At 51.2% G+C, this 20,093-nt stretch carries 20 protein-coding genes; 12 read left to right on the forward strand and 8 right to left on the reverse strand.

All coding sequences use genetic code 11. From position 1 onward, the window contains the following. Positions 1 to 58: 58 nt before the first annotated feature. The 3 genes from MN202_RS09965 to MN202_RS09975 are packed head-to-tail and all read left to right on the forward strand — an operon-like array spanning position 59 to position 1,914. Entirely contained in the window at positions 59 to 760 is a 702-nt protein-coding gene (locus MN202_RS09965; protein WP_335735968.1) for an energy transducer TonB, read from the forward strand. Further along, positions 757 to 1,485 (forward strand): MotA/TolQ/ExbB proton channel family protein, encoded by a 729-nt coding sequence (locus MN202_RS09970; RefSeq protein ID WP_335735969.1) that lies wholly within the window; start codon positions 757 to 759, stop codon positions 1,483 to 1,485. The genes MN202_RS09965 and MN202_RS09970 overlap by 4 nt, the downstream gene beginning before the upstream one ends. After that, positions 1,486 to 1,914 carry an ExbD/TolR family protein gene (locus MN202_RS09975; protein WP_335735970.1) on the forward strand — a complete coding sequence of 143 codons (429 nt, stop codon included), beginning with the start codon at positions 1,486 to 1,488 and terminating at the stop codon, positions 1,912 to 1,914. Here the strand turns inward: MN202_RS09975 and MN202_RS09980 are convergent. The 4 genes from MN202_RS09980 to MN202_RS09995 all read right to left on the reverse strand — a co-directional run bounded on the left by MN202_RS09980 (position 1,911) and on the right by MN202_RS09995 (position 6,723). Further along, the gene (locus MN202_RS09980) at positions 1,911 to 2,915 is read right to left on the reverse strand and encodes a hypothetical protein (RefSeq protein ID WP_335735971.1); all 1,005 of its coding nucleotides are present in this window, start codon (positions 2,913 to 2,915) and stop codon (positions 1,911 to 1,913) included. The genes MN202_RS09975 and MN202_RS09980 overlap by 4 nt on opposite strands. 51 nt (positions 2,916 to 2,966) lie before the next feature. Further along, positions 2,967 to 4,310, reverse strand: coding sequence for a sphingomyelin phosphodiesterase (locus MN202_RS09985; RefSeq protein ID WP_335735972.1), 1,344 nt, complete (start codon positions 4,308 to 4,310; stop codon positions 2,967 to 2,969). Positions 4,311 to 4,491: 181 nt separating this feature from the next. Continuing rightward, positions 4,492 to 5,121, reverse strand: coding sequence for a hypothetical protein (locus MN202_RS09990; RefSeq protein WP_335735973.1), 630 nt, complete (start codon positions 5,119 to 5,121; stop codon positions 4,492 to 4,494). A gap of 99 nt (positions 5,122 to 5,220) precedes the next feature. Next, a complete protein-coding gene (locus MN202_RS09995) occupies positions 5,221 to 6,723 on the reverse strand; it encodes a S10 family peptidase (protein ID WP_335735974.1) in 1,503 nt (500 codons plus the stop codon). Positions 6,724 to 6,978: 255 nt separating this feature from the next. On the opposite strand from MN202_RS09995, the gene bfr (MN202_RS10000) reads away from it, so the two are divergent. Together bfr (MN202_RS10000) and bfr (MN202_RS10005) are read left to right on the forward strand one after the other, a co-directional pair. Then, the gene (bfr, locus tag MN202_RS10000) at positions 6,979 to 7,452 is read left to right on the forward strand and encodes a bacterioferritin (protein WP_335735975.1); all 474 of its coding nucleotides are present in this window, start codon (positions 6,979 to 6,981) and stop codon (positions 7,450 to 7,452) included. Continuing rightward, on the forward strand, positions 7,453 to 7,920 hold the full coding sequence (bfr, locus tag MN202_RS10005) for a bacterioferritin (RefSeq protein WP_335735976.1): 468 nt from the start codon (positions 7,453 to 7,455) through the stop codon (positions 7,918 to 7,920). It begins immediately after the preceding gene. A gap of 201 nt (positions 7,921 to 8,121) precedes the next feature. Here the strand turns inward: bfr (MN202_RS10005) and MN202_RS10010 are convergent, their stop codons facing one another. Further along, complete coding sequence (locus MN202_RS10010; RefSeq protein ID WP_335735977.1) at positions 8,122 to 8,589, reverse strand: hypothetical protein; 468 nt, start codon at positions 8,587 to 8,589, stop codon at positions 8,122 to 8,124. A gap of 106 nt (positions 8,590 to 8,695) precedes the next feature. Between MN202_RS10010 and MN202_RS10015 the strand changes: the two genes are divergently transcribed. From MN202_RS10015 to MN202_RS10035, 5 genes are all read left to right on the forward strand, one after another. After that, positions 8,696 to 9,304 (forward strand): superoxide dismutase, encoded by a 609-nt coding sequence (locus MN202_RS10015; protein ID WP_335735978.1) that lies wholly within the window; start codon positions 8,696 to 8,698, stop codon positions 9,302 to 9,304. Next, entirely contained in the window at positions 9,301 to 10,194 is an 894-nt protein-coding gene (locus tag MN202_RS10020) for a ZIP family metal transporter (RefSeq protein WP_335735979.1), read from the forward strand. The genes MN202_RS10015 and MN202_RS10020 overlap by 4 nt, the downstream gene beginning before the upstream one ends. Before the next feature lie 130 nt (positions 10,195 to 10,324). Continuing rightward, positions 10,325 to 13,204: an insulinase family protein gene (locus MN202_RS10025; RefSeq protein WP_335735980.1), complete on the forward strand. Its 2,880-nt coding sequence runs from the start codon at positions 10,325 to 10,327 to the stop codon at positions 13,202 to 13,204. 374 nt (positions 13,205 to 13,578) lie between these two features. Further along, entirely contained in the window at positions 13,579 to 14,628 is a 1,050-nt protein-coding gene (locus MN202_RS10030) for a hypothetical protein (RefSeq protein ID WP_335735981.1), read from the forward strand. A gap of 2 nt (positions 14,629 to 14,630) precedes the next feature. Next, positions 14,631 to 15,680, forward strand: a complete 1,050-nt coding sequence (locus MN202_RS10035) for a DUF4785 family immunoglobulin-like domain-containing protein (protein ID WP_335735982.1) — start codon at positions 14,631 to 14,633, stop codon at positions 15,678 to 15,680. Between the two features lie 6 nt (positions 15,681 to 15,686). Here the strand turns inward: MN202_RS10035 and MN202_RS10040 are convergent, their stop codons facing one another. Both MN202_RS10040 and MN202_RS10045 read right to left on the reverse strand, forming a co-directional pair. Continuing rightward, positions 15,687 to 16,208, reverse strand: a complete 522-nt coding sequence (locus MN202_RS10040; RefSeq protein WP_335735983.1) for a response regulator transcription factor — start codon at positions 16,206 to 16,208, stop codon at positions 15,687 to 15,689. Beyond that, complete coding sequence (locus tag MN202_RS10045) at positions 16,205 to 17,533, reverse strand: sensor histidine kinase (RefSeq protein WP_335735984.1); 1,329 nt, start codon at positions 17,531 to 17,533, stop codon at positions 16,205 to 16,207. The genes MN202_RS10040 and MN202_RS10045 overlap by 4 nt, the downstream gene beginning before the upstream one ends. Positions 17,534 to 17,806: 273 nt before the next feature. On the opposite strand from MN202_RS10045, the gene MN202_RS10050 reads away from it, so the two are divergent. Together MN202_RS10050 and MN202_RS10055 are read left to right on the forward strand one after the other, a co-directional pair. Next, complete coding sequence (locus MN202_RS10050) at positions 17,807 to 18,175, forward strand: type II toxin-antitoxin system RelE/ParE family toxin (RefSeq protein WP_335735985.1); 369 nt, start codon at positions 17,807 to 17,809, stop codon at positions 18,173 to 18,175. Then, entirely contained in the window at positions 18,172 to 18,474 is a 303-nt protein-coding gene (locus tag MN202_RS10055) for a helix-turn-helix domain-containing protein (RefSeq protein ID WP_335735986.1), read from the forward strand. The genes MN202_RS10050 and MN202_RS10055 overlap by 4 nt, the downstream gene beginning before the upstream one ends. Before the next feature lie 196 nt (positions 18,475 to 18,670). On the opposite strand, the gene MN202_RS10060 is transcribed toward MN202_RS10055, so the two are convergent. Continuing rightward, positions 18,671 to 20,086 carry a PepSY domain-containing protein gene (locus tag MN202_RS10060; RefSeq protein WP_335735987.1) on the reverse strand — a complete coding sequence of 472 codons (1,416 nt, stop codon included), beginning with the start codon at positions 20,084 to 20,086 and terminating at the stop codon, positions 18,671 to 18,673. Positions 20,087 to 20,093: the final 7 nt, after the last annotated feature.

Genomic DNA, 20,093 nt, shown 5'->3' on the forward strand with positions numbered 1-20,093 from the left:
CGCCGCTATGCAACCGCTGGCGCACAGCCTTCCCCCTGCTGTTAAAGCAGGGGGCTTTTTGCTGACGCTAACAGCAGTGTTAAGCGCCCATTTACTGCCGTTATTGTGGTATCTGAGCATGAACCACAGTAATCCCACTGCCATTAAGCCGCCGCAATTAACCGGCGTTATGCTGGCGCAGGCCGCTTCGAAAGCGGCGGGGGCGACAGCACAAGCGGCGGTCAAACCAACGCCGCCAGTACAGGAGACAGAAAAAGTGCGGCCACAGCCACAGCAGATTAAACCGCAAAGCGTTAAAGCGACAGCGCCGGCAAAGGCCGCTGAGCCTGTAGCCAGGCAAGTGCAACCGTCCGCCGCCATCAGTCGCCAGGTGGCGGTGGCTACTGAAACTAAAGCTGAAACTAAAGCTGAAACTGCCCCCACTGGTGCGGCAACAGACAATGCGGCGGCCAGCGCCGTGCCGGTATCTGCGCCGCTGGTAAATGCCAGCGCTCACTTTAATGCGCCACCGCACTATCCGCAGTTATCCCGCAAACTGCGCGAGCAGGGCACGGTTGTGCTGGAGCTGACGGTGCTGGCCAGCGGCAAGGTAACAGATGTCAGGGTGCAACAAAGCAGTGGTTATGCCCGGTTAGATAAAGCCGCATTGTTAGCAGTAAAGCACTGGCGTTATCAACCGGCGCTGCGTGCTGGCAAGGCGATAGATTACCGTTACCGGCAGCGGCTGGAGTTTTCCTTAACCGAAGGAGTGAAACCATGACAGCATTAACAGACAACCCCTATGGCATGGCGGCACTGTGGTCGCAAAGTGATTGGGTGATTAAAACCGTGGCGCTGTTGTTGCTGCTGATGTCGGCAGCCAGCTGGAGTGTCATTATCTGGCGTAGCCTGCAGCTTTGGCGTCTGCGCCCGGCCAGCAAAGCATCGCGTGACTTCTGGCATGCGCAAAGCTTTGCTGAAGGCCTGCAGTTGCTGCAACCCAATAGCAGCAACAGCCCTTATCGCGCCCTGGCCGAACAAGGCCAGGCCGCAGTGGATCATCACCGGTTACATAAAGCCGACTTGCATGGTCAGCTAAGCTTAAACGACTGGCTGAGTGCCTGTTTACGCAATGCCATAGACGATAATGTGCAGCAACTGCAACGGGGGTTGCCGGTGTTGGCATCGGTGGGGTCAACCGCCCCCTTTATCGGCTTATTTGGTACTGTGTGGGGTATTTATCATGCTTTGGTTAGCATAAGCGTATCGGGCCAGGCGGGTATTGATAAAGTTGCCGGCCCGGTAGGCGAAGCGCTGATCATGACCGCAGTAGGCCTGGCCGTAGCAATACCCGCGGTACTGGGCTACAACGCGTTGCAGCGCGCCAATAAAGTGGTTATTACCCGGCTTAATCGCTTTGCCCATCAGTTGCACGCGTATTTTCTTACCGGTGCGGCGCCAAAAGCCGGTGTCAGTACCCTGGCCAGTAAGCAGGAGACGGCTTAAATGAGCATTAGTGCAGAATCGCCGGCGGATGACATCATCAGTGAAATTAACATGACCCCGCTGGTGGATGTGATGCTGGTGCTGTTGATCATTTTTATGATCACCATGCCGGTACTCACGCAATCCGTACTGGTTGAGCTGCCACAAGCCAGTGCAGAACCCGCGACAGCGCAACCGGACAGCATTGCCATCAGCGTGCTGCGCGATGGCACTGTACTGTGGGACAGCGAGCTGGTTACTGCGGCACAACTGCAGCAACGGCTGCGGCAAGTTGCGGCGCAGCCACAGCAAGCATCGCTGCAACTAATGGCTGATAAAGCGGTGCAGTATCAGCATGTGCTAACGGTTATGGCGCTGGCGCAGCAATTAGGCATTGGCCAGCTGGGGTTTGTGACTGAACCCGCAAGCGTTGTCGCATCGCAGCACTAAGAGCCAAAGTGTAGCTGCCTGAGCTGCGCCAGCGCAGCGGCGTATTCTTGTTGCCACTGCTGTAGCTGGCTGGCGCTGGCGTTTTCGGCCAGTAATTGCTGCTTCAGGTTGGCGTATTGTTGTTGCAACAGCGCACGCTGTTGCAGGTAGAGCTCACGCTGTTGTTGTTGCCCGGCCTGGCGGGCTTCGTGCTGTGCTACTTGCTCAGCGTCTGCGCCGAAATAGCGTTGCTGTAGCCTCGGTATAAAAGCCTGACGTTCGCTGTCGGGTAAGTCAGCCAGCATATCCAGCGCTTGCTGATACAACAGATCGGCGCTTAACAATGGCTGCAGTTGCGGTGCCAGCTGTTGTTGCTGAGCAAACAACGCATCCAGCCGTTGTGCAGCATCTAACTGCTCACGCTGCGCCAATAACTGGCCAAAGGCAAATTGCTGTTCGGCAAACTGCTGCTCCTGGCCAAACAACTTGCTGTAGTCTTCTGCAAATAACCGCTGTCGTAATTTTCTTACTTCATTGTACTGTGTTGGTTTATCCAAATTGTTATCCAGCACCAGCTCAGCAAGCAACTGCTGATAGTCATGATATTGCGCCAGCAACTGTTGTAGCCAGGCCGCCTCTGCTGTACTCAGTTGCTGTTGATACAGATCCAGTGTTTGCAAACATTGCTGCGGCCCGGCTTTTTGGCAATTAGCCCAAAATTGGTGTAGCCACTGCTGCAGATTTTGTCCCTTAATTTGCTTGTGCATTTGTTGCAACGCCGCCTCGATTTCCGCTTGCTGACGCTGTTGCCTGCCAGTAACACGTTCGTCAGTCGGCCTGGTTGCCCGCTGTAGCGAAGGGTTTTGGCGTGTCGCCACTGTATCCGTGGCGCTGATTACCGTTGCAGCTGGTATTGAAGACGGCACCACAGCTGCACTAAGCTGTGGCGGGGCAAAAGCGTATTGCCACAGCAGTGCTGCACTAAGCAGAGTTATGGTAACGAGCGCAAAGCGTTTTTTCATCGTCTGGTCCTGGTTGCCAATCCTGATTTGAGCGAGTGCCTGGTTTAACGCTTAGTCAAAGCGGAACTCAGCCAGCACGGCAAAATGATCGGACAGATCCCACTTGCGCCACAATGCATCGCTGGTACTGCGAAATACCCGTACATCGTTAACCGAGTACCGCGGTTGTTTGTGCGCAGTGCTGTACACCAGGTAATCCAGATACTCTACGGTGTCGTAGCTGGCGGCGTAGTGGTTAACCCGCGGGTCAAAGGTTGAGGCGCTGTAACCGCTGATAGCCGGTACGACAGCTGCCAGGTTAGCTTGCATCTGGCTATAGTCGTCGGCAAAGCGCAGCTTATTCACATTAAAATCGCCGCCATAGATGACCGCATCTGTCAGCGGTATTGGTTTGGCCGCAATATGCTGTTGCATCAGCTTAAACTGCGCCTGACGCATCTGCCTGGCGGCGTCGCTATCAAAAGAGGCGGCGTGGGTGTTTACCAAATGATAGCCTTTGCCGTGTTTAATCACTTCGGCGTAGATAAAGCCTTTGTCGGCAAAGCAATCGGTGCCGGTACAGTCCGGGTACACCAGATAATTTATCTCGCCAAGCGGGTAGCGGCTGGCAATAACTACACCGCCGTTATACACATTAATGCCCGACAACGGTGCGCGCAGGATTTCGGTCTGATAAGGGTATTCGGCCGCCAAAGCACGTAACAGCGCCGGGCTGTCAGATGAAAAGGCTTCTTGTAAAAACAGCACGTCATAACCTTTTAGCGCCGCTGGCAGCTCGGTCAGGCGCGTACCTATGTCACTGGCAACCAATGGCAGGGCATAAATGTTGTACGTTAGTACTTTCAGGCTGTCGGCATCGGCCAATGGTTCCTGTGGTGGCAGATTACTAATGGTGTAATGAAAGTCGTCATAACCGCCGGTATAGTGCGCAGCCACAGCCTGAGTGCTGAGCAGGTTCTGATACGGCGCCTGATAGCGATGTATGTTGCGATCGGTAAACCAGGGCGCCTGGTTGCTGGTGGTAGTAATACTATGTTTGATACTGCTGCCAACCCAGTTACCTGTCATTTGCTGACGGGCAATAACACTGGAACTACCGGCGGTAATATACGTATCAAATTGATAGGTTTTGCCGTTTTTAACCCCAACATTGCGGTTAAATGCCAGCACTCTTGCTGTGGCGTACGGGGCAATGACTGTGGCTTCCTGCCGCCACTGGCTGCCTTCGGTTAACTGGCTGCTGCCACTTTGTGTCACATTTATCTGCAACGATTCGGCGGTAGAGTTAGTAATAAAAACATAGCTATCGGCGTAAGCGATACCAGACAAGCACAGGCTGTAACACAGGATGAATTTTAGCCAGCGCTGCGGCCGGAAGTAAGATAATAAACGCATAGGGTTCTCTCTGGTTGTGGTGTTAAGACGTTCGGCTAAAGCGCCTTGCAACTAACCATAGAGTAGTTAAATTTATTCAATGTAGCCAAATGGTGAATTTTTGATGAATTTTATTTTGAGGGAGCCAGCTTAAGGTGTTCGCCAGCCCGGCTATATCACGGGCACACCGCCAATAGGTAATTTACTGCAGTCGCAGTGTCAGGGCTGGTAAATGCGGCTGCAGGCTACGATTGATCACATGGCACATAGTAAAGTCGGCCACGCTTTGCCAGATAATGCTTTGCATGTCCTGCTGCGCAGCCAGAAATTTTTCCGCTGTGCGGCTGTCTTCCAGTACCAGGTCTACCCGGCCTTGCAGCATTAAACCAAAAGCCTGGGCGTCACTGTTTACCAGTACTCTTACACCAGCAAACTCTTGTTGTTCGGCCATTTTAAAACCGCGGATATGGCTTATCAGTAAATCGTTGCGTTGTTGCCAGTTCATCAGTTTGCCACTGTTCAGGCTGTAAGCATTTAGCTGCAATCTATCCAGCACTACCGGCACCACCAGTAGCTCGTCATTGGCTTCGTCTAACTGGCAGATGCGAAATAAATCGGCATCTATCTCGCCATCTATTAACAGCCGTAAGCGCCGCTCAGACGGCAGGCCAATAAACTCGGGAGTAAAACCTAATGCACTATAAGCCTGGCTGACATGTTGCTGCAGCTTATCCCGTAGCTCAGAGTCGCCCAGCGGCATACCAATACGCACCGGTTGGCCGGCCATGGCGTTGAAAAGTACCAAACTGAACAACAAAGTAGAGATTTTCAAACGTAGCTCTCTTTATTAAGACCAGTACAGTATAGCTAATGCGGATACTTAATTAAAAATCCCCGGTCTGGCCGGGGATCTTTATCGAATAACCTAATCTCAATACTTAGCCGCGACACCCTCTGCCGGGATGGCATCTAAGATAAACTGGCGCAAATCGTCGTTAGATTTCTGCAAATCTTCAGCGCGCAGGTACATCATATGGCCGCTGCGGTACCCCTTGAAGCTTAAGCGGTGTTTCATTTTGCCGCTTGGGTCCAGCTGCCACATATTGTACTTGCCATCGAAGTAGTTGGTGGCGCCATCATAGTAGCCTGACTGGGTTAACACTTTTAAATAAGGGTTTTGTGCCATGGCTTGGCGCAGGTTTTCGCCGGTGTTGTCGTCACTTCTATCCCACGGGTGCACCGGACCAAACATATTGTATTTGACGTCGGTTTTATAGTTCAGCTCGTTACGCAGGTAGTAGTTAATCGCCGGTGTAAACGAGTGTAGCCAGGAGGTGAGTTCAGCGTTGTAATCCGGCGTGTCACCAGCGTCACGCTTATCTATGCCTAAATAGCGTGAGTCTAAGCGGCCGACAGTTTGACCGCGGTCGCGCAACAGTTCTTTCCAATAATAATTGGTAGGAATATCCAGGTTGTTCTGCAATACCGTCTGAAGTGATAAACCGGAGTAGCGGGCCACTTGCTGGGCTACGCGCTGCTTCTCTTCGTTACTTATTGCATTACCCTTGGCCAGCGCCGGTAAATACTGGTTTAACGTGAACTGCTCAACCTCTGGCAGGATGTCGTATAAGTCTTTTTGCTGCAGATCGTTACTGAGTTTTTTATGGTACCAGGCGGTAGCTGCAAAATAAGGCAGGCGGTTAGCGGCTTTTACCGGACCGGCGCGATCTATGCCTAAGTCAGTTGGCGATACCAGTACCACACCGTTTAAGTACATCCACTGCTGGTTTTGCAGTGCCAATGCCAAACCCGATACGCGGGTGGTGCCATAGCTTTCACCGATTAAAAACTTTGGCGACTGCCAACGTTCATTGCGACTGACAAAGGTATTAACCCACTCGGCCAGATACTTCACATCGGCATTGACGCCAAAAAACAGCTTCTGCTGCTGATCTTTGCTTGGCATTTTGCCATCTTTACCCGGCAAAACGCGCGAGTAACCGGTATTGACCGGATTAACAAACACGATGTCGGCGACATCCAGTACCGAGTAAGGGTTGGTTTTTACGCCATAAGGTTGTAGCGGATAGCCTTCGTCGTCGACATTCAGCACTTTAGGGCCGGTGTAGGCCACGTGCATCCATACTGACGCCGAGCCCGGACCGCCGTTAAAGGAAATTAGCAACGGCCGCTTACTGCGATCTTTAATGTCACTTCGTTGATAGTAGGTATAAAACAAGGTGGCCGTCGGGTTGCCTTCGTCATCCCACACCGGCTGGGTGCCGCTGGTAGCACTGTAGCTAAAACGCTTACCGTTTACTTCGGTTTTATGCTCAGTCGTCACTTTATTATCAATGTCAATCTGCCGCTCTGTTGCCTGCACTAGCGTGCTACAGACAAATAGCAACAGGGCTAAAGGTGTGGTTAGTTTCATTACTCCCCCGGGTTGTCGGTGCTGTTATTGTTTATGCTTACCTGTTTACCGTAAAACCTTAGCAAATACAAAAGACATGCGGCCAGTAACCATAAAAACGCCGTCATATACGTTGGCGAAAACGGGAAGCGAAACAAGTTAATAATACGAATTATTTCTAATAGTATGTTATTGATAATAAACATAATTTTGCCTTGCTTCGCTTTTTGGGCTACACTTGTCGGCATATTTTCTGTTGCATAAAAGGCTGGCACAATGAAAGGTAATCCGCAGGTATTGTCAAAACTTAATGAGGTGCTAACCGCCGAATTAACCTCGATTAATCAGTACTTTTTACATGCCCGCATCTACAAAAACTGGGGCTTAAAGGCGCTGAATGATGTCTGTTACAAAAAATCGATTAAAGATATGAAACAGGCGGATGAACTGATCGAGCGTATTTTAATGCTGGACGGTCTGCCAAATTTACAGGCGCTGGGCAAGTTACGCATCGGTGAAGATACGCCGGAAATGCTGCAATGCGATATGGACTTTCAAATTGAACAATTACCTTTACTGCGCGCAACTATTGCGCTGTGTGAGGCCGAGCAGGATTATGTCAGCCGCGACATGCTGACCGAAATACTGGAATACGAAGAAGAACATTTAGACTGGCTGGAAACGCAACAGCATCAAATCAGCGCTATGGGGCTGGCTAATTATCTGCAAGCGCAGCTGGGAGGCGAATAAATGCAAGGCAATAAAACCGTAATCGATGCGCTTAACGTGTTGCTGGCCAATGAACTGGCAGCGATGGACCAGTATTTTATTCATTCGCGTATGTACCACGACTGGGGCTTGCAGAAGCTGTTTGAACGTATTGACCATGAATTTGATGACGAAAAAGGCCATGCCTCAAAACTGATAGAACGCATTATCTTTTTGCAAGGTGTGCCGCAAATGAGCCAACGCGATGCCATTCACGTTGGCCACGATGTACCCAGCATGCTGCAAAATGATTTAAATGTAGAATACAGCGTGCAAAAACTGCTGAAACAGACCATGGCTTTGTGTGAGCAACAGCAGGACTATGTAACCCGCGCTATGTTGCAGCAATTGCTCGATGACACTGAAGTAGATCACGCCCACTGGCTGGAGCAACAGCTGAATCTGATTAAACTGCTGGGTCTGCAAAACTACCTGCAATCGCAGATGTAATAACCGCTTTGTTGCTGCAAAAGATGGGCAGCATCAGTTTGCCCATCGTAGCGCTGTACCGCTGCCACTGGCTAAATCAGGGCCAGGCAATAACGTAATTTTGCATCTAAGGCTGCCTGCTGTTTTACCAACCGGCTTAACCGGCTGAAGTCCTGCCAACTACTACATTGTATTGATAACATAGTTACCCCTTTACCCGGCTTAATGTAACCAGCCATGCGCTGCAGCGGGGTAGGGCGCTACGCTCAGGCTATGCTGGTGTGCGGCCTGATGCTGCTGACTAAAACGGCAAAACTCGCGGCGGATGTGACAGCTTTCGCGCAGTACGGCTATGCTGGCCGGGTGGCTACCGGGCAGTTGCTGCAACAAACGCTGTAACTGGCTTAATGTCTGGCGCAGTACACTAAGACAGCGGCGCCAACGTTGTTGCCTGGCATAGGTTTCGGCCAGGTTTTGCACACTAATCGAGTAGCACAGCACCAGCTGTACTACGCTATCCTGCCACTGCTGTTGTGACAATTGCTGTTGGTTTTCCACGTAATCCGGCCAGGCATCGGTCATTACGCCGGCAGCGTGCTGATATAGCCCTGCTGCCAGCGCAAAGTGATCATGGGCAAAGGCTTTATTGGCCTGGGTAATAATCTGCTTCCAGTGCGTTATGGGGTCCATCTCAGGCTCCTGTTTAACGATATTGCGCAAAATATGGCTTGTTTTTTAAATTAATGCAAATGATAATGATTATCAATAAATGATTTATTCGTTGCCGGAGTCTGTCATGCCATTTAGTTTGCCTGCCTTGCCTTATAGTTATGCTGCCCTGGAGCCACATCTGGATGCGTTAACGATGGAAATTCACCATAGCCGGCATCATCAAGCCTATGTGAATGGCCTAAATGCCGCTGTCGCTGATAGCGTTTATGCCAACTGGCCGTTAAAACGCTTGTTACAGCAGATTGCACAGTTACCAGAAACGCTGCAGCAGGCAGTGCGTAATCATGGCGGTGGCCATGCTAACCACAGCTTGTTTTGGCAAGTCATGACGCCACAGGGCGGTGGTGAGCCCAGCGGTGAGCTGGCAGCAGCAATAGCGCAAAGCTTTGGCAGCTTTGCTGAATTCAAGCAGCGCTTTATTGCTGCGGCATTAAGCCGCTTCGGTAGTGGCTGGGCCTGGTTGGTTAAACGGGCTGATGGCAGTTTGCTGGTAACCAGCAGTGCGAACCAGGACAGTCCGCTGATGGATGGTTTTACGCCTATTCTGGGATTGGATGTATGGGAGCATGCTTATTACCTGCAATATCAAAACAAGCGGCCGGAATACGTCGCGGCGTTTTTTAACCTGATTAACTGGCCCTATGTGGCGCAACTCTATCTGGAGCAACCGTGAAACCCGCTGCATCTTTAACCTTACCAGCCTTAAGCGGCCGTCAACTGGTGGGGCTGTTGATGGTGTTAGCCGGAGCCGCTTACGGTTTGTTGCAACTGCTGTTTATGCTGCAACAAAACAGCCTGATACGGCATGCTTTTTATGCTGGCATGGTAGCAGCTGTCGCAACGGCGGCTGGTGCGCTGCCGGCACTGTTTATGCGGCGCTTATCGCAAAAACTGCATGATGTTATGCTGGGTTTTGGCGCCGGTGTCATGCTGGCTGCCTGTATGTTTTCGTTAATAGTGCCGGCGCTGGCACTAATAACCGCCAGTGGGGCTTCAGCCTGGCACAGTTCGGGCAGTGTAGCGCTGGCGATATTGCTGGGGGCGGCCTTTATGTTGCTGCTGGAACGTCTGGTACCACACCAGCATTTTATAAAAGATGAAGACCGGTTACGTGGCCAAACCTTACGCCGCAGCTGGCTGTTTGTGTTTGCCATAGCACTGCACAATATTCCGGAAGGTCTGGCAATAGGTGCTTCTTTTGCCGGTGGTGATGCCGGCACCGCGACGGCTTTGGCAACCGGCATCTCGGTGCAGGATATTCCTGAGGGGCTGGTTGTCGCCATGGCGTTGCTGGCGGTAGGTTACAGCCGCGCGCTGGCGGTTAGCATAGCCATACTGTCTGGTTTAACTGAGCCGGTGATGGCCATTGTGGGTGCGGCTGTGCTGGGTGAGTCCAGCCTGTTATTGCCCTGGGGGCTGGCGTTGGCTGCCGGCGCGATGTTGTTTGTTATCAGCCATGAAATGATCCCGGAGTCACACCGTCAGGGTCATGAGCTGGCCGCCACCAACGGACTAATGCTGGGCTTTGTACTGATGCTGTTATTAGATACGGCGCTAAGCTAAAAGCACGGCGTTAATGAGTGGCCGACACATTTTATTACAATCCAGTTAGCCGCCGGGCTGGCGGGCTGTCACCGTTTTTATTACATTGGCTGATATATAAAGTAACAACCCGTCTAACTTTGGTGAACCAATGAAAAAAATATTTGTAATCAGCGCGGTAGCGCTGGCGGTACTTACCGGCTGTGCCGCTGAGCGTAGCGTATCGGCTGATGCGCAAGTAAGCCAACAACAACTGCAGGGCCAGGTCTTGGCCAGCCCGAATGACAACCGTGCTTATAAAACGATAGTACTGCCAAACAAACTGGAAGTGATGCTGGTGTCAGACCCTGCTGCAGAGAAATCTGCCGCAGCGCTAAGTGTCGGGGTAGGTTTATTGCAAGATCCAATGAGCCAGCAAGGTATGGCGCATTATTTAGAGCATATGCTGTTTTTGGGCACCGAGCGCTATCCTGACACTAACGAATACAGTGCTTTTATGACAGCCCATGGCGGTGCGCAAAACGCCTATACCTGGTTGGATATCACCAACTATATGTTTAAGGTAAACAACGACGCTTATGATGAAGGTCTGGATCGTTTTTCTGACTTTTTTAAAGCGCCCAAGTTATACCCGGAATACACCGACAAAGAAAAAAATGCGGTAAACGCCGAGTGGTCAATGCGCCGTGAAATGGACTTTTTTGGCCAGTACAAGCTAGCGCGTAATATGATGGGCAGCCACCCGGCCAACCGCTTTTTAATTGGCAACCTGGAAACCTTAGGTGACAAAGCAGGCAGCCAGCTGCACAGTGAAACCGTGGCGTTTTATAATAAATACTACTCGGCCAATATTATGAAGGCTGTGCTGCTTAGTAACCTGCCTTTGGCCGAAATGGAGCAACTGGCGGTTAAACATTTTGCCAGCATTGAAAATAAAAACATTGCTAAGCCAGCCGTTACCGACAACGTAGATTTTAGCCAGTTGGCCGGTAAGCGCATTCATTACGTACCGAACAATGACGTTAAACAGCTAAAACTGGATTTTACTATCAGCAACAACAGTGAGCAGTTTGCTGTTAAACCAAACGAATTTATTACTTATTTGCTTGGATCAGAAATGCCCGGCACACCGGCCCACCAGTTAAAAGCTATGGGCTTGATCTCAAAATTAAATGCCAGCGCCTCGCCGGATTTATACGGTAACTATGGTTCGCTCAGCATTGATATTGACCTGACCGACGCTGGCATGCAAAACCGCGAAGGCATAGTAGCCACGGTGATGCAGTATATCGACCTGGTTAAACAGCAGGGCGTTGACAGCAAGTACTTTAGTGAAATACAAACCAGTCTGAACAACCAGTTCCGTTTCCTGGAGAAAGGCGACGAATTTGGTTATGTAGCTAACCTGGCTGATGCGATGCAAAAAGTACCATCGCGTAACGCCATTAATGCGCCTTTCTACTATCAGCAGTTTGATGCTAAAGCTGTGAAAGATGTACTGGCGCAGTTAACGCCGCAGCGTTTACGGGTGTGGTATATCAGCAAGCAGGAGCCGCACGACAGCAGCCTGCATTTTTATGACGGTAAGTACAAAATTGCTGATATCAGCCAGGAAGAGCAACTAAGCTGGCAAAAAACACCACAACTGGCGCTGAGTTTGCCCACGGTAAACCGCATGCTGCCAGAAAACTTCGCCTTAAAAGCACCTCAGGCACAAGACAAGCCAGAGTTGGTGGTGCAGCAACATAACATCAGTGCCTGGTTGTATCCCAGCCAGCAGTTTGCCGGCCAGCCGCGTGGCGTGCTGGAGATCTTTATCAACAGCGATACCGTGCAGCAACAGGTTAAGGCCAAGGTTGCGCTGTCGCTGTGGCGTGATCTGTATAACCTGCAGCAAAGTGCGCTGGCTACTGAGGCCGATATTGCCGGTATGCAGCTAAACTTGCGTGATGGCAATGGCCTGGCACTTAGTGTCGCCGGTTTTACCGATAAACAGCCGCAGTTGTTACAGCAGGCGCTGGCAGGCTTAGCTATTAAAACCGATGAGCAGGGCTTTGCTCAGGCTAAAGATCGCTTTATCCGTGGCGTACAAAATCAAAGTAAGCAATTCCCGTTTCAACAGGCGTTTTTAGCCTACAACGGCCTGGTACGCTCTGGCAATTATGAAGCTGATGCACTGGTGCAAGCTGCGCAAAACCTGACACTGGCAGAGCTAAATGCCGCGGTAGCCAGTTTACTGGCGAATAATCAGCTGCGTATTTTTGCCTTTGGTAACTATGACAAAGCTGCAGTTGAGCAGGTAGTTAAAACCGTTGCTGCAGCATTGCCGGCGAAGCGCAATACCCAACCATACAGCCGTACGGCATTTTGGTTACCTAAACCGGGTGAAGCTCTGGTAGTACAAAAAGATATCGATGTTGCCGATGTGGCGCTGGTAGATGTGCATGTACACCCGGAGCCGTCCTACGCTCAATTGGCGCGCGCAACCATATTGCGCAGCCATTTTAGCAATATTGCCTTTGATAAGCTGCGAACTGAAGAGCAGCTGGCTTATGCCGTTGGCGGTACTTCAATGCAGCTGGAAGACTATGTTGGTTTTGCGATGTATATTCAAACACCGGTTAAAAGTGTCGCCGAGATACAGGCGCGCTTCGACAGCTTTAAACAGCAGTATGCAACCGAGTTGGATAAACTGACCGAAGAGGATTTCGCTAAACTTAAAGCCAGTACTTTAATCACGCTAAAAGAGCCGGCGAAAAACCTACGCGAAGAAGTCGGCCCGTTAATAACTGATTGGTATCGCGAAAAGTTTAGCTTTGACAGCGAGCAACAGCTGATAGCGGCAACAGAACAGGTTAGCCTGGCCGATGTGAAAGCCTTCTACCGTGAAACCATGTTAAACCCTAACGCCGCACGTATTTCGGTGCAAATGCGCGGTACCAAGTTTGCTGATCAGCCGTTTGCTGACTTACCCGGCCAGACTAAAGTAACCGATGTGGCAGCCTTTCATCGTCAGATGAAACGCCAGTAACTCAGCGCCATTCTGTTAATAAAACGCAGCTTCGGCTGCGTTTTTTATTGGCCGGCGAAAATTCTGCAAAATAGTTTGAGTAATCACTTTAAACAACAGTTTTGTCGTGTTGCTGCACCGAAAAAGACCACAGCTAACTACCGCGACCAGTTTACGGCGTTAACAAGTTTTACATTTTTGGGTAATTAAAACAGCGCGCTGCTTTTTTCAGCAAAAACCTCGGTCAAAGCGTTAATTCTGCGTATTGCAATCAACTTTAACTGGTCTATGTTGTTGGTGGAGTTGTAACCAGTCACACGGAAGAGACGCTAAAAATAATAACGATAATCTCAGCAAGAACTTTGATTCAGCAGAGAAAAGACGAGGACAACCCAATGAAGAAATCTAGCTCGCTGCTACTGGCAGCTTTGCTGAGCTTTGGCTCGCAAGCGGCGGTTGGTGGCTACCCTGTAGTGTTAGTACACGGCTTTCAGCCGGATAATTTAGCCAGCCGGCCCAGCGGTAGCCAGGTAACGGCCAATGGCGCAGCTTACTGGGCCGAGTACTGGCGTGACCGTGCCGACGTGCGTATAGACTGGCCATCACAAGAGCGCATTGCCGGCAAAATTGCCAGCGATTATGTCTGGCCCAAGCTGCAACAAATGTCACAAAATGGCACCTGCGCCAATGGCTGTATTTTTGTCTCGCATTCAACCGGTGATCTGGTTACCCGTTACATTATCGACAACCAGGCGCTGTGGCTGCAAAATGCCGGCCTGCCACCGCTGAATATTGTCGCCAGCTTCGATTTTGCCGGTGCCGGTGGCGGGGTAGAGCTGGCTGATTTAGCGGTAAATGTCGCCGGCGGCTCCGGGCTGATTGACGGGGCGCTGCGGTTGGCGTTGTCGCTATGGCTGGGGCAAATACCGTCGCCGGCAAATATTGGCGTGCTGAATGATTTACGGGTCAATACCGCCCGCCAGTTAGCGGCTTTTCCGGATGAGCGGGTGCCACGGTTACGCTTTGTTGGTGCCGGGTCCGACTTCCTGGGGACTACCGGCGCCTTTTTACCCGGTGAAGACGACGGCGTGGTGGCCAGTCATTCCAGCTGTGGCGCAGCCAGTGCCGCCAGTTATAACAGTTGCTCACGCAGTGTAGCTTTTGATGGCAAGCTGGCTTCGGTAAGCGGCCCAGCCAGTTTTATGCCATATCACTACCCACTACTGATGAGTGAAGGTTATAGCCACAGCGATGTTATAGCTAACCGCGCTGAGGATGAAATTACCGCCGCTAACAATGGCGCAAATTACCTTAACGGCGACCGCTTGCAGTTTAACACCTACGACGAAACGCGCGGCTGGTGGATTTTCAGCTCGCGCTATCGTGTGGTGCGTAACTCGAATAACACCAGTATGTCGGCACTGGTGTATCAGGCCGCGAACTAGACATGAAAAAGTGGTTATTAGTACTGAGCCTGTCAGCATTGCTGGCAGGTTTAGGCTATTTTTGGCCAGAGCCATCAGTGGTATTGCCAACACAAGCGGAGACGTCAGGCGTAGCGGTTTCGCCTGATAACAAAGCTGTCGCTGCTAAGCCCGATAGCGAGCCGCAGCAGATAACTGTCACAGAGAAAATCCCTGAGCCGGTGACTGAGAGTTTTAAGTTATTAGCCAGCGCCTATGCCGCTGAGCTTGAGCTGCCGGCTTATTCGCGGCCGCTAAGCGCAGATGATGAGCATTTACTTAATCCCAACCGCTATATTCCGCAAAGCGTGCCGCTTGAAGGCGGTGCCAGTGCCACTATAGTGCTGCCGAAATATCGCTTTAGTTACCCCGAGCCAGTAGTGGTAACGCTGGAGATTAACGGCTTACAGATATTTGATGTCAGTGTGCAGCTAGCAGATGAAAACAGCGCTGACAATGTAGCAACGGCTGAAATGCACGGCACGCCAGAACGTTACAGCGCTGTACTCGAGCCGGAGTCAGACTGGAACGGTGCCTTTGAAGTACAGGTAAGCTTTAGCGCTAATGGCGGCACTCAGGTACTAAAAACCGGCATTGAATACCATAACCCGGTAGCCACTATTGTCGGTGTTGCCGATAGTTTGGGCGTTGGTGCCGATATGCAAATACCGGTAAAACTTGAGGTTAAACAAGCTGGTTACTACCGTATACGTGCCAATTTATACACGGCACAGCGCCAGCCACTGGCCTTATTAACGGCAACAGAAAAGTTAGGCAGCGGCAAGCAGGAGCTTACCCTGCGTGCTTATAAAGCCGTGCTGCGCAATAGCAGTGGGCCCTATATTCTCGGCAGTTTTGTACTGGAAAAGCGCCCGGCGCTACCGGGTGCGCAAACGCAATATGGCGATAGTGAGCAAGCCGAATACCCGGTAGATAGTTTCTCGCTTAATCAACTCAGCGATGAACCCTGGCAACCCGATGAGCAAGAGCTACAACGGCTGCAGTTTTTGCAGCAGATGGCAGAGCAGCAGTAAGCAGAATTAAGGCCGGTGTTTGGCCAGTTTGCGCTGCAGGGTGCGACGGTGCATGCCCAGCAGCTCAGCGGTGCGGCTGATATTGCCATCCTGCTCGGCTAGCACCCGGTTAATATGTTCCCATTCCAGTTGGTCTGGTGATAACACAGCGGGTGTGTCTTGCGTAGCGCTCTCAATGGCCAGATGTTCACCTCGCAGCGCCTGCTCCAGTTGCAGCAGATCAGCCGGCTTGGTCAGATAATCATCTGCCCCCAGCTTTACTGCCTGTACGGCATTGGCAATGCTGGCATAACCGGTAAGCAGCACGATACGACACTTCGGCAGTCCCTGGCGTAGTGGCGCGACAAAGTTTAAACCAGACTGGCTGGCAAAGCGCAAGTCGAGCAAGTAAGTGTCGGCGTTCTCGTTAACCAGCTGTTGTGTACTAACGGGTTCCGCAATGGCGATAACATTAAAACCACGCTGGCTAAAACGGCGCGACAATGCATTTAACAGTGCAATATCATCATCCACTATAACCAGCTTCATGGGCGTGGCTCACCTTGCTGGCGCGGCATGCTAATCAGCGTCAGGGTGCCGTTACCGGCATTTTGCCGGCGCACTGTACCGCCTAAGCGCTCTATCGACATATTGGCCAGAAACTGGCCTATGCCTAAGCCTTGTTCGCTTTGCTGTGGCAATTTACCCAATTCAGCCAGCCGGCTGTCGGATAGGCCTTCACCAAAATCACGCACCTGCAGCGTTAAACCCTCAGCCTGTAAGCTCAGCTGCAACGCCAGCTGATCACTGTTGTTCGCCAGGCTGGCGTCGGCGGCATTATCGAGAATATTTAACAGTGCTGCGGTAAAACCCTGACTGTCTGCCAGGCTAAAATCTTCTGCCTGTAAATTGCGCTGAATGCTAAGGCTGATCTCCGGCCGGCTGTTTAGCCAGCGCGCTACCGCTTGTTCGGTTTGCTGGCACAGCGGTGCGGTGCTGTTTTCTTCGCGCAGACTGCCGGCATCGCTACGCAGTTGCTGTACTATCTGCTGACAGCGCTGCAGCTGTTGCTTTAACTCTTGAGCGGCGGGCTCTGCTGCGGCCAGTTCGTCGGCCAACAGTTGCATAGTTTGCAGCGGGCTGGCTAAATCATGCGCTGCATTGGCGGCAAAAGTGGCTAAAGCCAGCATTTGCTCATTGCGGATTTGCTGCTGTTGTAACTCGCTGATCTTTTTTGATTTTATCCGGTTTAATTTAGCCTGGGCACTGATAAACCAGCTGATTAGCAGCGCCGAAATGGCAAAAGCCCACCACATTTGCTGCATATGCTGACCAAAGCCGGCTTCGCTGCCGTGCTGGGCATGCATGGAGTGGCCAGCGTGGTCGTCATGGCTGGCCTGCTGTGTGGTTTGCGCCAGCAAGGTATCGATATCCGGAATATGTAAATCGCCAACCTGCAGCAGCAGGCTGTAACCCAGTATCGCCAGCATCGCAACCAGATAGCCGCTGCGTCCGGGCAACATCACTGCAGCCACTGCCACCGGCAGCAACAGCATAGCCACCAGGCCATTGCTAACGCCGCCGCTTAAGGCCAGTAAACAGGTTAGCAGCAGAATATCCAGTGTACAGCACAGCAGGTAAATCAGCTTTAGCGGCACTTTGCTGGCAGCCAGCCAGTAGGGTAGTAAATTGGTACAAAGGTGAGTTAGTAGCAACAGGCCAAGTAGCGCCCAGGAGCTGACTGCATAATGCAACAACCAGCCTGCGCCAAGCGCTATCGCTTCAAAGCCAATCAGGCCCCAGCGAAACTGGACAAAATGCTTAAGCTGATGTTGCTCAGAAAGTTCAGTGGCAATAATAAGTTGTCTGGCCATAGCGAAGCACTACCTGCTACGAAAAAATACGGCTGCCAGGCAGCCGTTTGCAAAATGTCAGAAGAGACTAAACCATTGCAGCGGTAATGTCATTCTGAGTGTGTTAAGTGTAACGCCAACAGCAGCTTATGTCGCTGTGGCAAATTGTCGCAGTAGCTACAGTATTAAGCGTGCTTTACCAAACAGCATGCCAGAACTATAGTGTGAGAGCCTAGCCGAAGGATCTATTTCAATTTTTTTAAATGTTGATAATGTACCCTGCTGGAGTATACTTTGATTTATAAAACCAAGGTGTTTGCAACTTTAACGAAGAAAGAGCCGTTATCTGACTCTGATCTTATCAAAGCCTGTAAGGAATTGAGCGAAGGGCTGTTTGATGCAGATTTAGGCGGCAATGTTTATAAAAAGCGCATTGCATCCGGTAATAAAGGAAAAAGTGGCGGCTATCGCACTATCGTTGGCGCTGTTATCGGCAACAGGTATTTTTTCCTCTATGCTTTTGCCAAAAGCGATAGGGCTAATATCAACGCCAAGGAGAAATTAGCGTTGAAAGAATTAGCCAAAGAATTTTTAGCGTTTAGTGAGGATGAGCTGAACCAGCTTGTCGAAGACGGTGAGCTCATTAAGGTAGGTAGTATATGAGTGATATTTTAAAAGCGGTACACAACACTGCTAAAGGCTTACATAAATCAGGTGTTATCGACAAAACTACTATGCGCAAATTTGACGCGCTGTGTTTAACCAGTGTGCATGAATTTACACCAGAGCAAGTGCGTACTTTGAGGCTTAAATATAATCTTTCACAACCTGTATTTGCTCGCTATTTTAATGTGAGTGACAAACTAATAAAAAAATGGGAGCAAGGCGAAAGCAAGCCTAAAGGTGCCGCATTAAAAATGCTATCCCTGGCAGAAAAGAAAGGCCTTGAAGCAATTGCATAAGTTACTGCTGAAGTAAGCCTTCATCCCAATAGCAAAAACTGCAAGCATTCATCAGTTCATCTAACACTGATAGTGTAATAACCCGCCGAAAAGCAGTGCTATCCCTTTGCAGCGGTAATGTCATTCTGAGTGTGTTAAGTGTAACGCCAACAGCAGCTTATGTCGCTGTGGCAAATTGTCGCAGTGTTTTACCAGGCTATTTACGCCGCAGGCGCATGGTAAAACCCAGGCCTGCCATTAACAGCACTAACAGCATTATGCCAACGACCACCATATCGCGGCCTTCCCGGCCTAATAGCGGTTGTAACAGGCCCCACTTATGCACAAACGAGAAACTGTAGCGCTCAATGCGACTGGCCTGGCTTTGCTGCTCGATTAACTGGCCGCTGACAGCATCAACAAACAACCGACCGCCGGGTGTGTCAAACTGCCATACCGGCAGGCGTTTGTTGCGAAAATCATAATCCGGGCCGAAGCGGCTGATAAGCTGCTGATTAGTCAGCTGCTCTGCAGCTAAGCCGGTAAAGCTGTGTGCCAGCAGACGGGCATATTGCGCATCATCCAACGCCGGTTCCGCTGGGTTTAGCGCTAAAAACTGTGCGCCTTGCTCACTTTGCTGGCCGCTAAAACGGCTATTACGATCGGCCTGCAGCTGGGGGTTAAATTCGGACAAACGCCAGTACCAGTTGCCAGTGGCCTGCACCAGGCTGGCGCTGTTGTACAGGCTATTGCTATCCAGCGGCTGAGTCAGGGGTAGGTTAGTGCTGTCAGGCAGCGGCCTGGCTGGCGGCAGGGTTAAACCGGCATTGGTGGCGGCAACTCGCTTATAGCTAAAATGATAAATACCGGTCAGCAGATACAGCAGCACCGGCAGGGCCAGCAACCAGGACAGTGCATAGTGCCAGCGGCGCAGGCCACGGCGGCGCGCGGCAAAGGGCAATTTTAGCAATAGCCAGATGCCGCTCAGTACCAGCAACAGCGCGCTGCCAAGCAGCACTGTCATCAGCACCACTTTTAACAGCGGTGTGTTATCCAGCCACTGCCAGCTATGCAGCTGGCGAAACACCGCCTGCACTGCAGTTTTGTATGGGTTGCTAATGCCGGCCATACTCAGGCTTTCGGTATGAATATACAGGCTTAAACCGTTCTGATAATCGACCTGATACACCGGCAACAGCCGATTCACCGACGGATAAGCATTGTTAAAGCGGGTCAGCAAGGCCGTGCTGCTAACCTGCTCAGCCGGTAAGCCGCTGTAATGGCTGGCCAGCCAGATAGCGACGTCCTGATCGCTTGCCGGTGCACTGCCATCCAGTGTCAGATACTGCCGCTCTACACTCAGGCTGTTGGTCAATTGCAGCAATACCTTGTCCTTATAGGGCACCAGCTTAACCAAAGCCTGTGGCCGCAGTGCAGTGTTGTTTAGCCGTTGCATCGCCTGTTGTAAGGTAGCGCCGTCAAGCTGCAGTGCCGGCGGGCGCATGGTGACGGCTTGCGGCCCGGTCCAGCTCATCAGCGGGTGGGTGAGCCCGGTTAAGGCAAAAATCAGCAGGGTGGCGCCACCCAGCCAAAGCAGAAAGCGGTGCCATTTTACTAAGGTGAAGGTTTTCATGCGGGCC

This window comes from Rheinheimera muenzenbergensis (assembly GCF_036984005.1).
GTDB classification, from domain to species: domain Bacteria; phylum Pseudomonadota; class Gammaproteobacteria; order Enterobacterales; family Alteromonadaceae; genus Alishewanella; species Alishewanella muenzenbergensis.

Bases quoted from the DNA above. Each gene is read 5' to 3' on its own strand.
- MN202_RS10035 (WP_335735982.1), top strand. From the start codon at position 14,631: ATGAAAAAGTGGTTATTAGTACTGAGCCTGTCAGCATTGCTGGCAGGT.
- MN202_RS09975 (WP_335735970.1), top strand. From the start codon at position 1,486: ATGAGCATTAGTGCAGAATCGCCGGCGGATGACATCATCAGTGAAATT.
- MN202_RS10040 (WP_335735983.1), bottom strand. From the start codon at position 16,208: ATGAAGCTGGTTATAGTGGATGATGATATTGCACTGTTAAATGCATTG.
- MN202_RS10045 (WP_335735984.1), bottom strand. From the start codon at position 17,533: ATGGCCAGACAACTTATTATTGCCACTGAACTTTCTGAGCAACATCAG.
- MN202_RS10060 (WP_335735987.1), bottom strand. From the start codon at position 20,086: ATGAAAACCTTCACCTTAGTAAAATGGCACCGCTTTCTGCTTTGGCTG.
- MN202_RS09970 (WP_335735969.1), top strand. From the start codon at position 757: ATGACAGCATTAACAGACAACCCCTATGGCATGGCGGCACTGTGGTCG.
- MN202_RS09985 (WP_335735972.1), bottom strand. From the start codon at position 4,310: ATGCGTTTATTATCTTACTTCCGGCCGCAGCGCTGGCTAAAATTCATC.
- MN202_RS10055 (WP_335735986.1), top strand. From the start codon at position 18,172: ATGAGTGATATTTTAAAAGCGGTACACAACACTGCTAAAGGCTTACAT.
- bfr (WP_335735975.1), top strand. From the start codon at position 6,979: ATGAAAGGTAATCCGCAGGTATTGTCAAAACTTAATGAGGTGCTAACC.
- MN202_RS09980 (WP_335735971.1), bottom strand. From the start codon at position 2,915: ATGAAAAAACGCTTTGCGCTCGTTACCATAACTCTGCTTAGTGCAGCA.
- MN202_RS09995 (WP_335735974.1), bottom strand. From the start codon at position 6,723: ATGAAACTAACCACACCTTTAGCCCTGTTGCTATTTGTCTGTAGCACG.
- MN202_RS10025 (WP_335735980.1), top strand. From the start codon at position 10,325: ATGAAAAAAATATTTGTAATCAGCGCGGTAGCGCTGGCGGTACTTACC.
- MN202_RS10010 (WP_335735977.1), bottom strand. From the start codon at position 8,589: ATGGACCCCATAACGCACTGGAAGCAGATTATTACCCAGGCCAATAAA.
- MN202_RS10015 (WP_335735978.1), top strand. From the start codon at position 8,696: ATGCCATTTAGTTTGCCTGCCTTGCCTTATAGTTATGCTGCCCTGGAG.
- MN202_RS10030 (WP_335735981.1), top strand. From the start codon at position 13,579: ATGAAGAAATCTAGCTCGCTGCTACTGGCAGCTTTGCTGAGCTTTGGC.
- bfr (WP_335735976.1), top strand. From the start codon at position 7,453: ATGCAAGGCAATAAAACCGTAATCGATGCGCTTAACGTGTTGCTGGCC.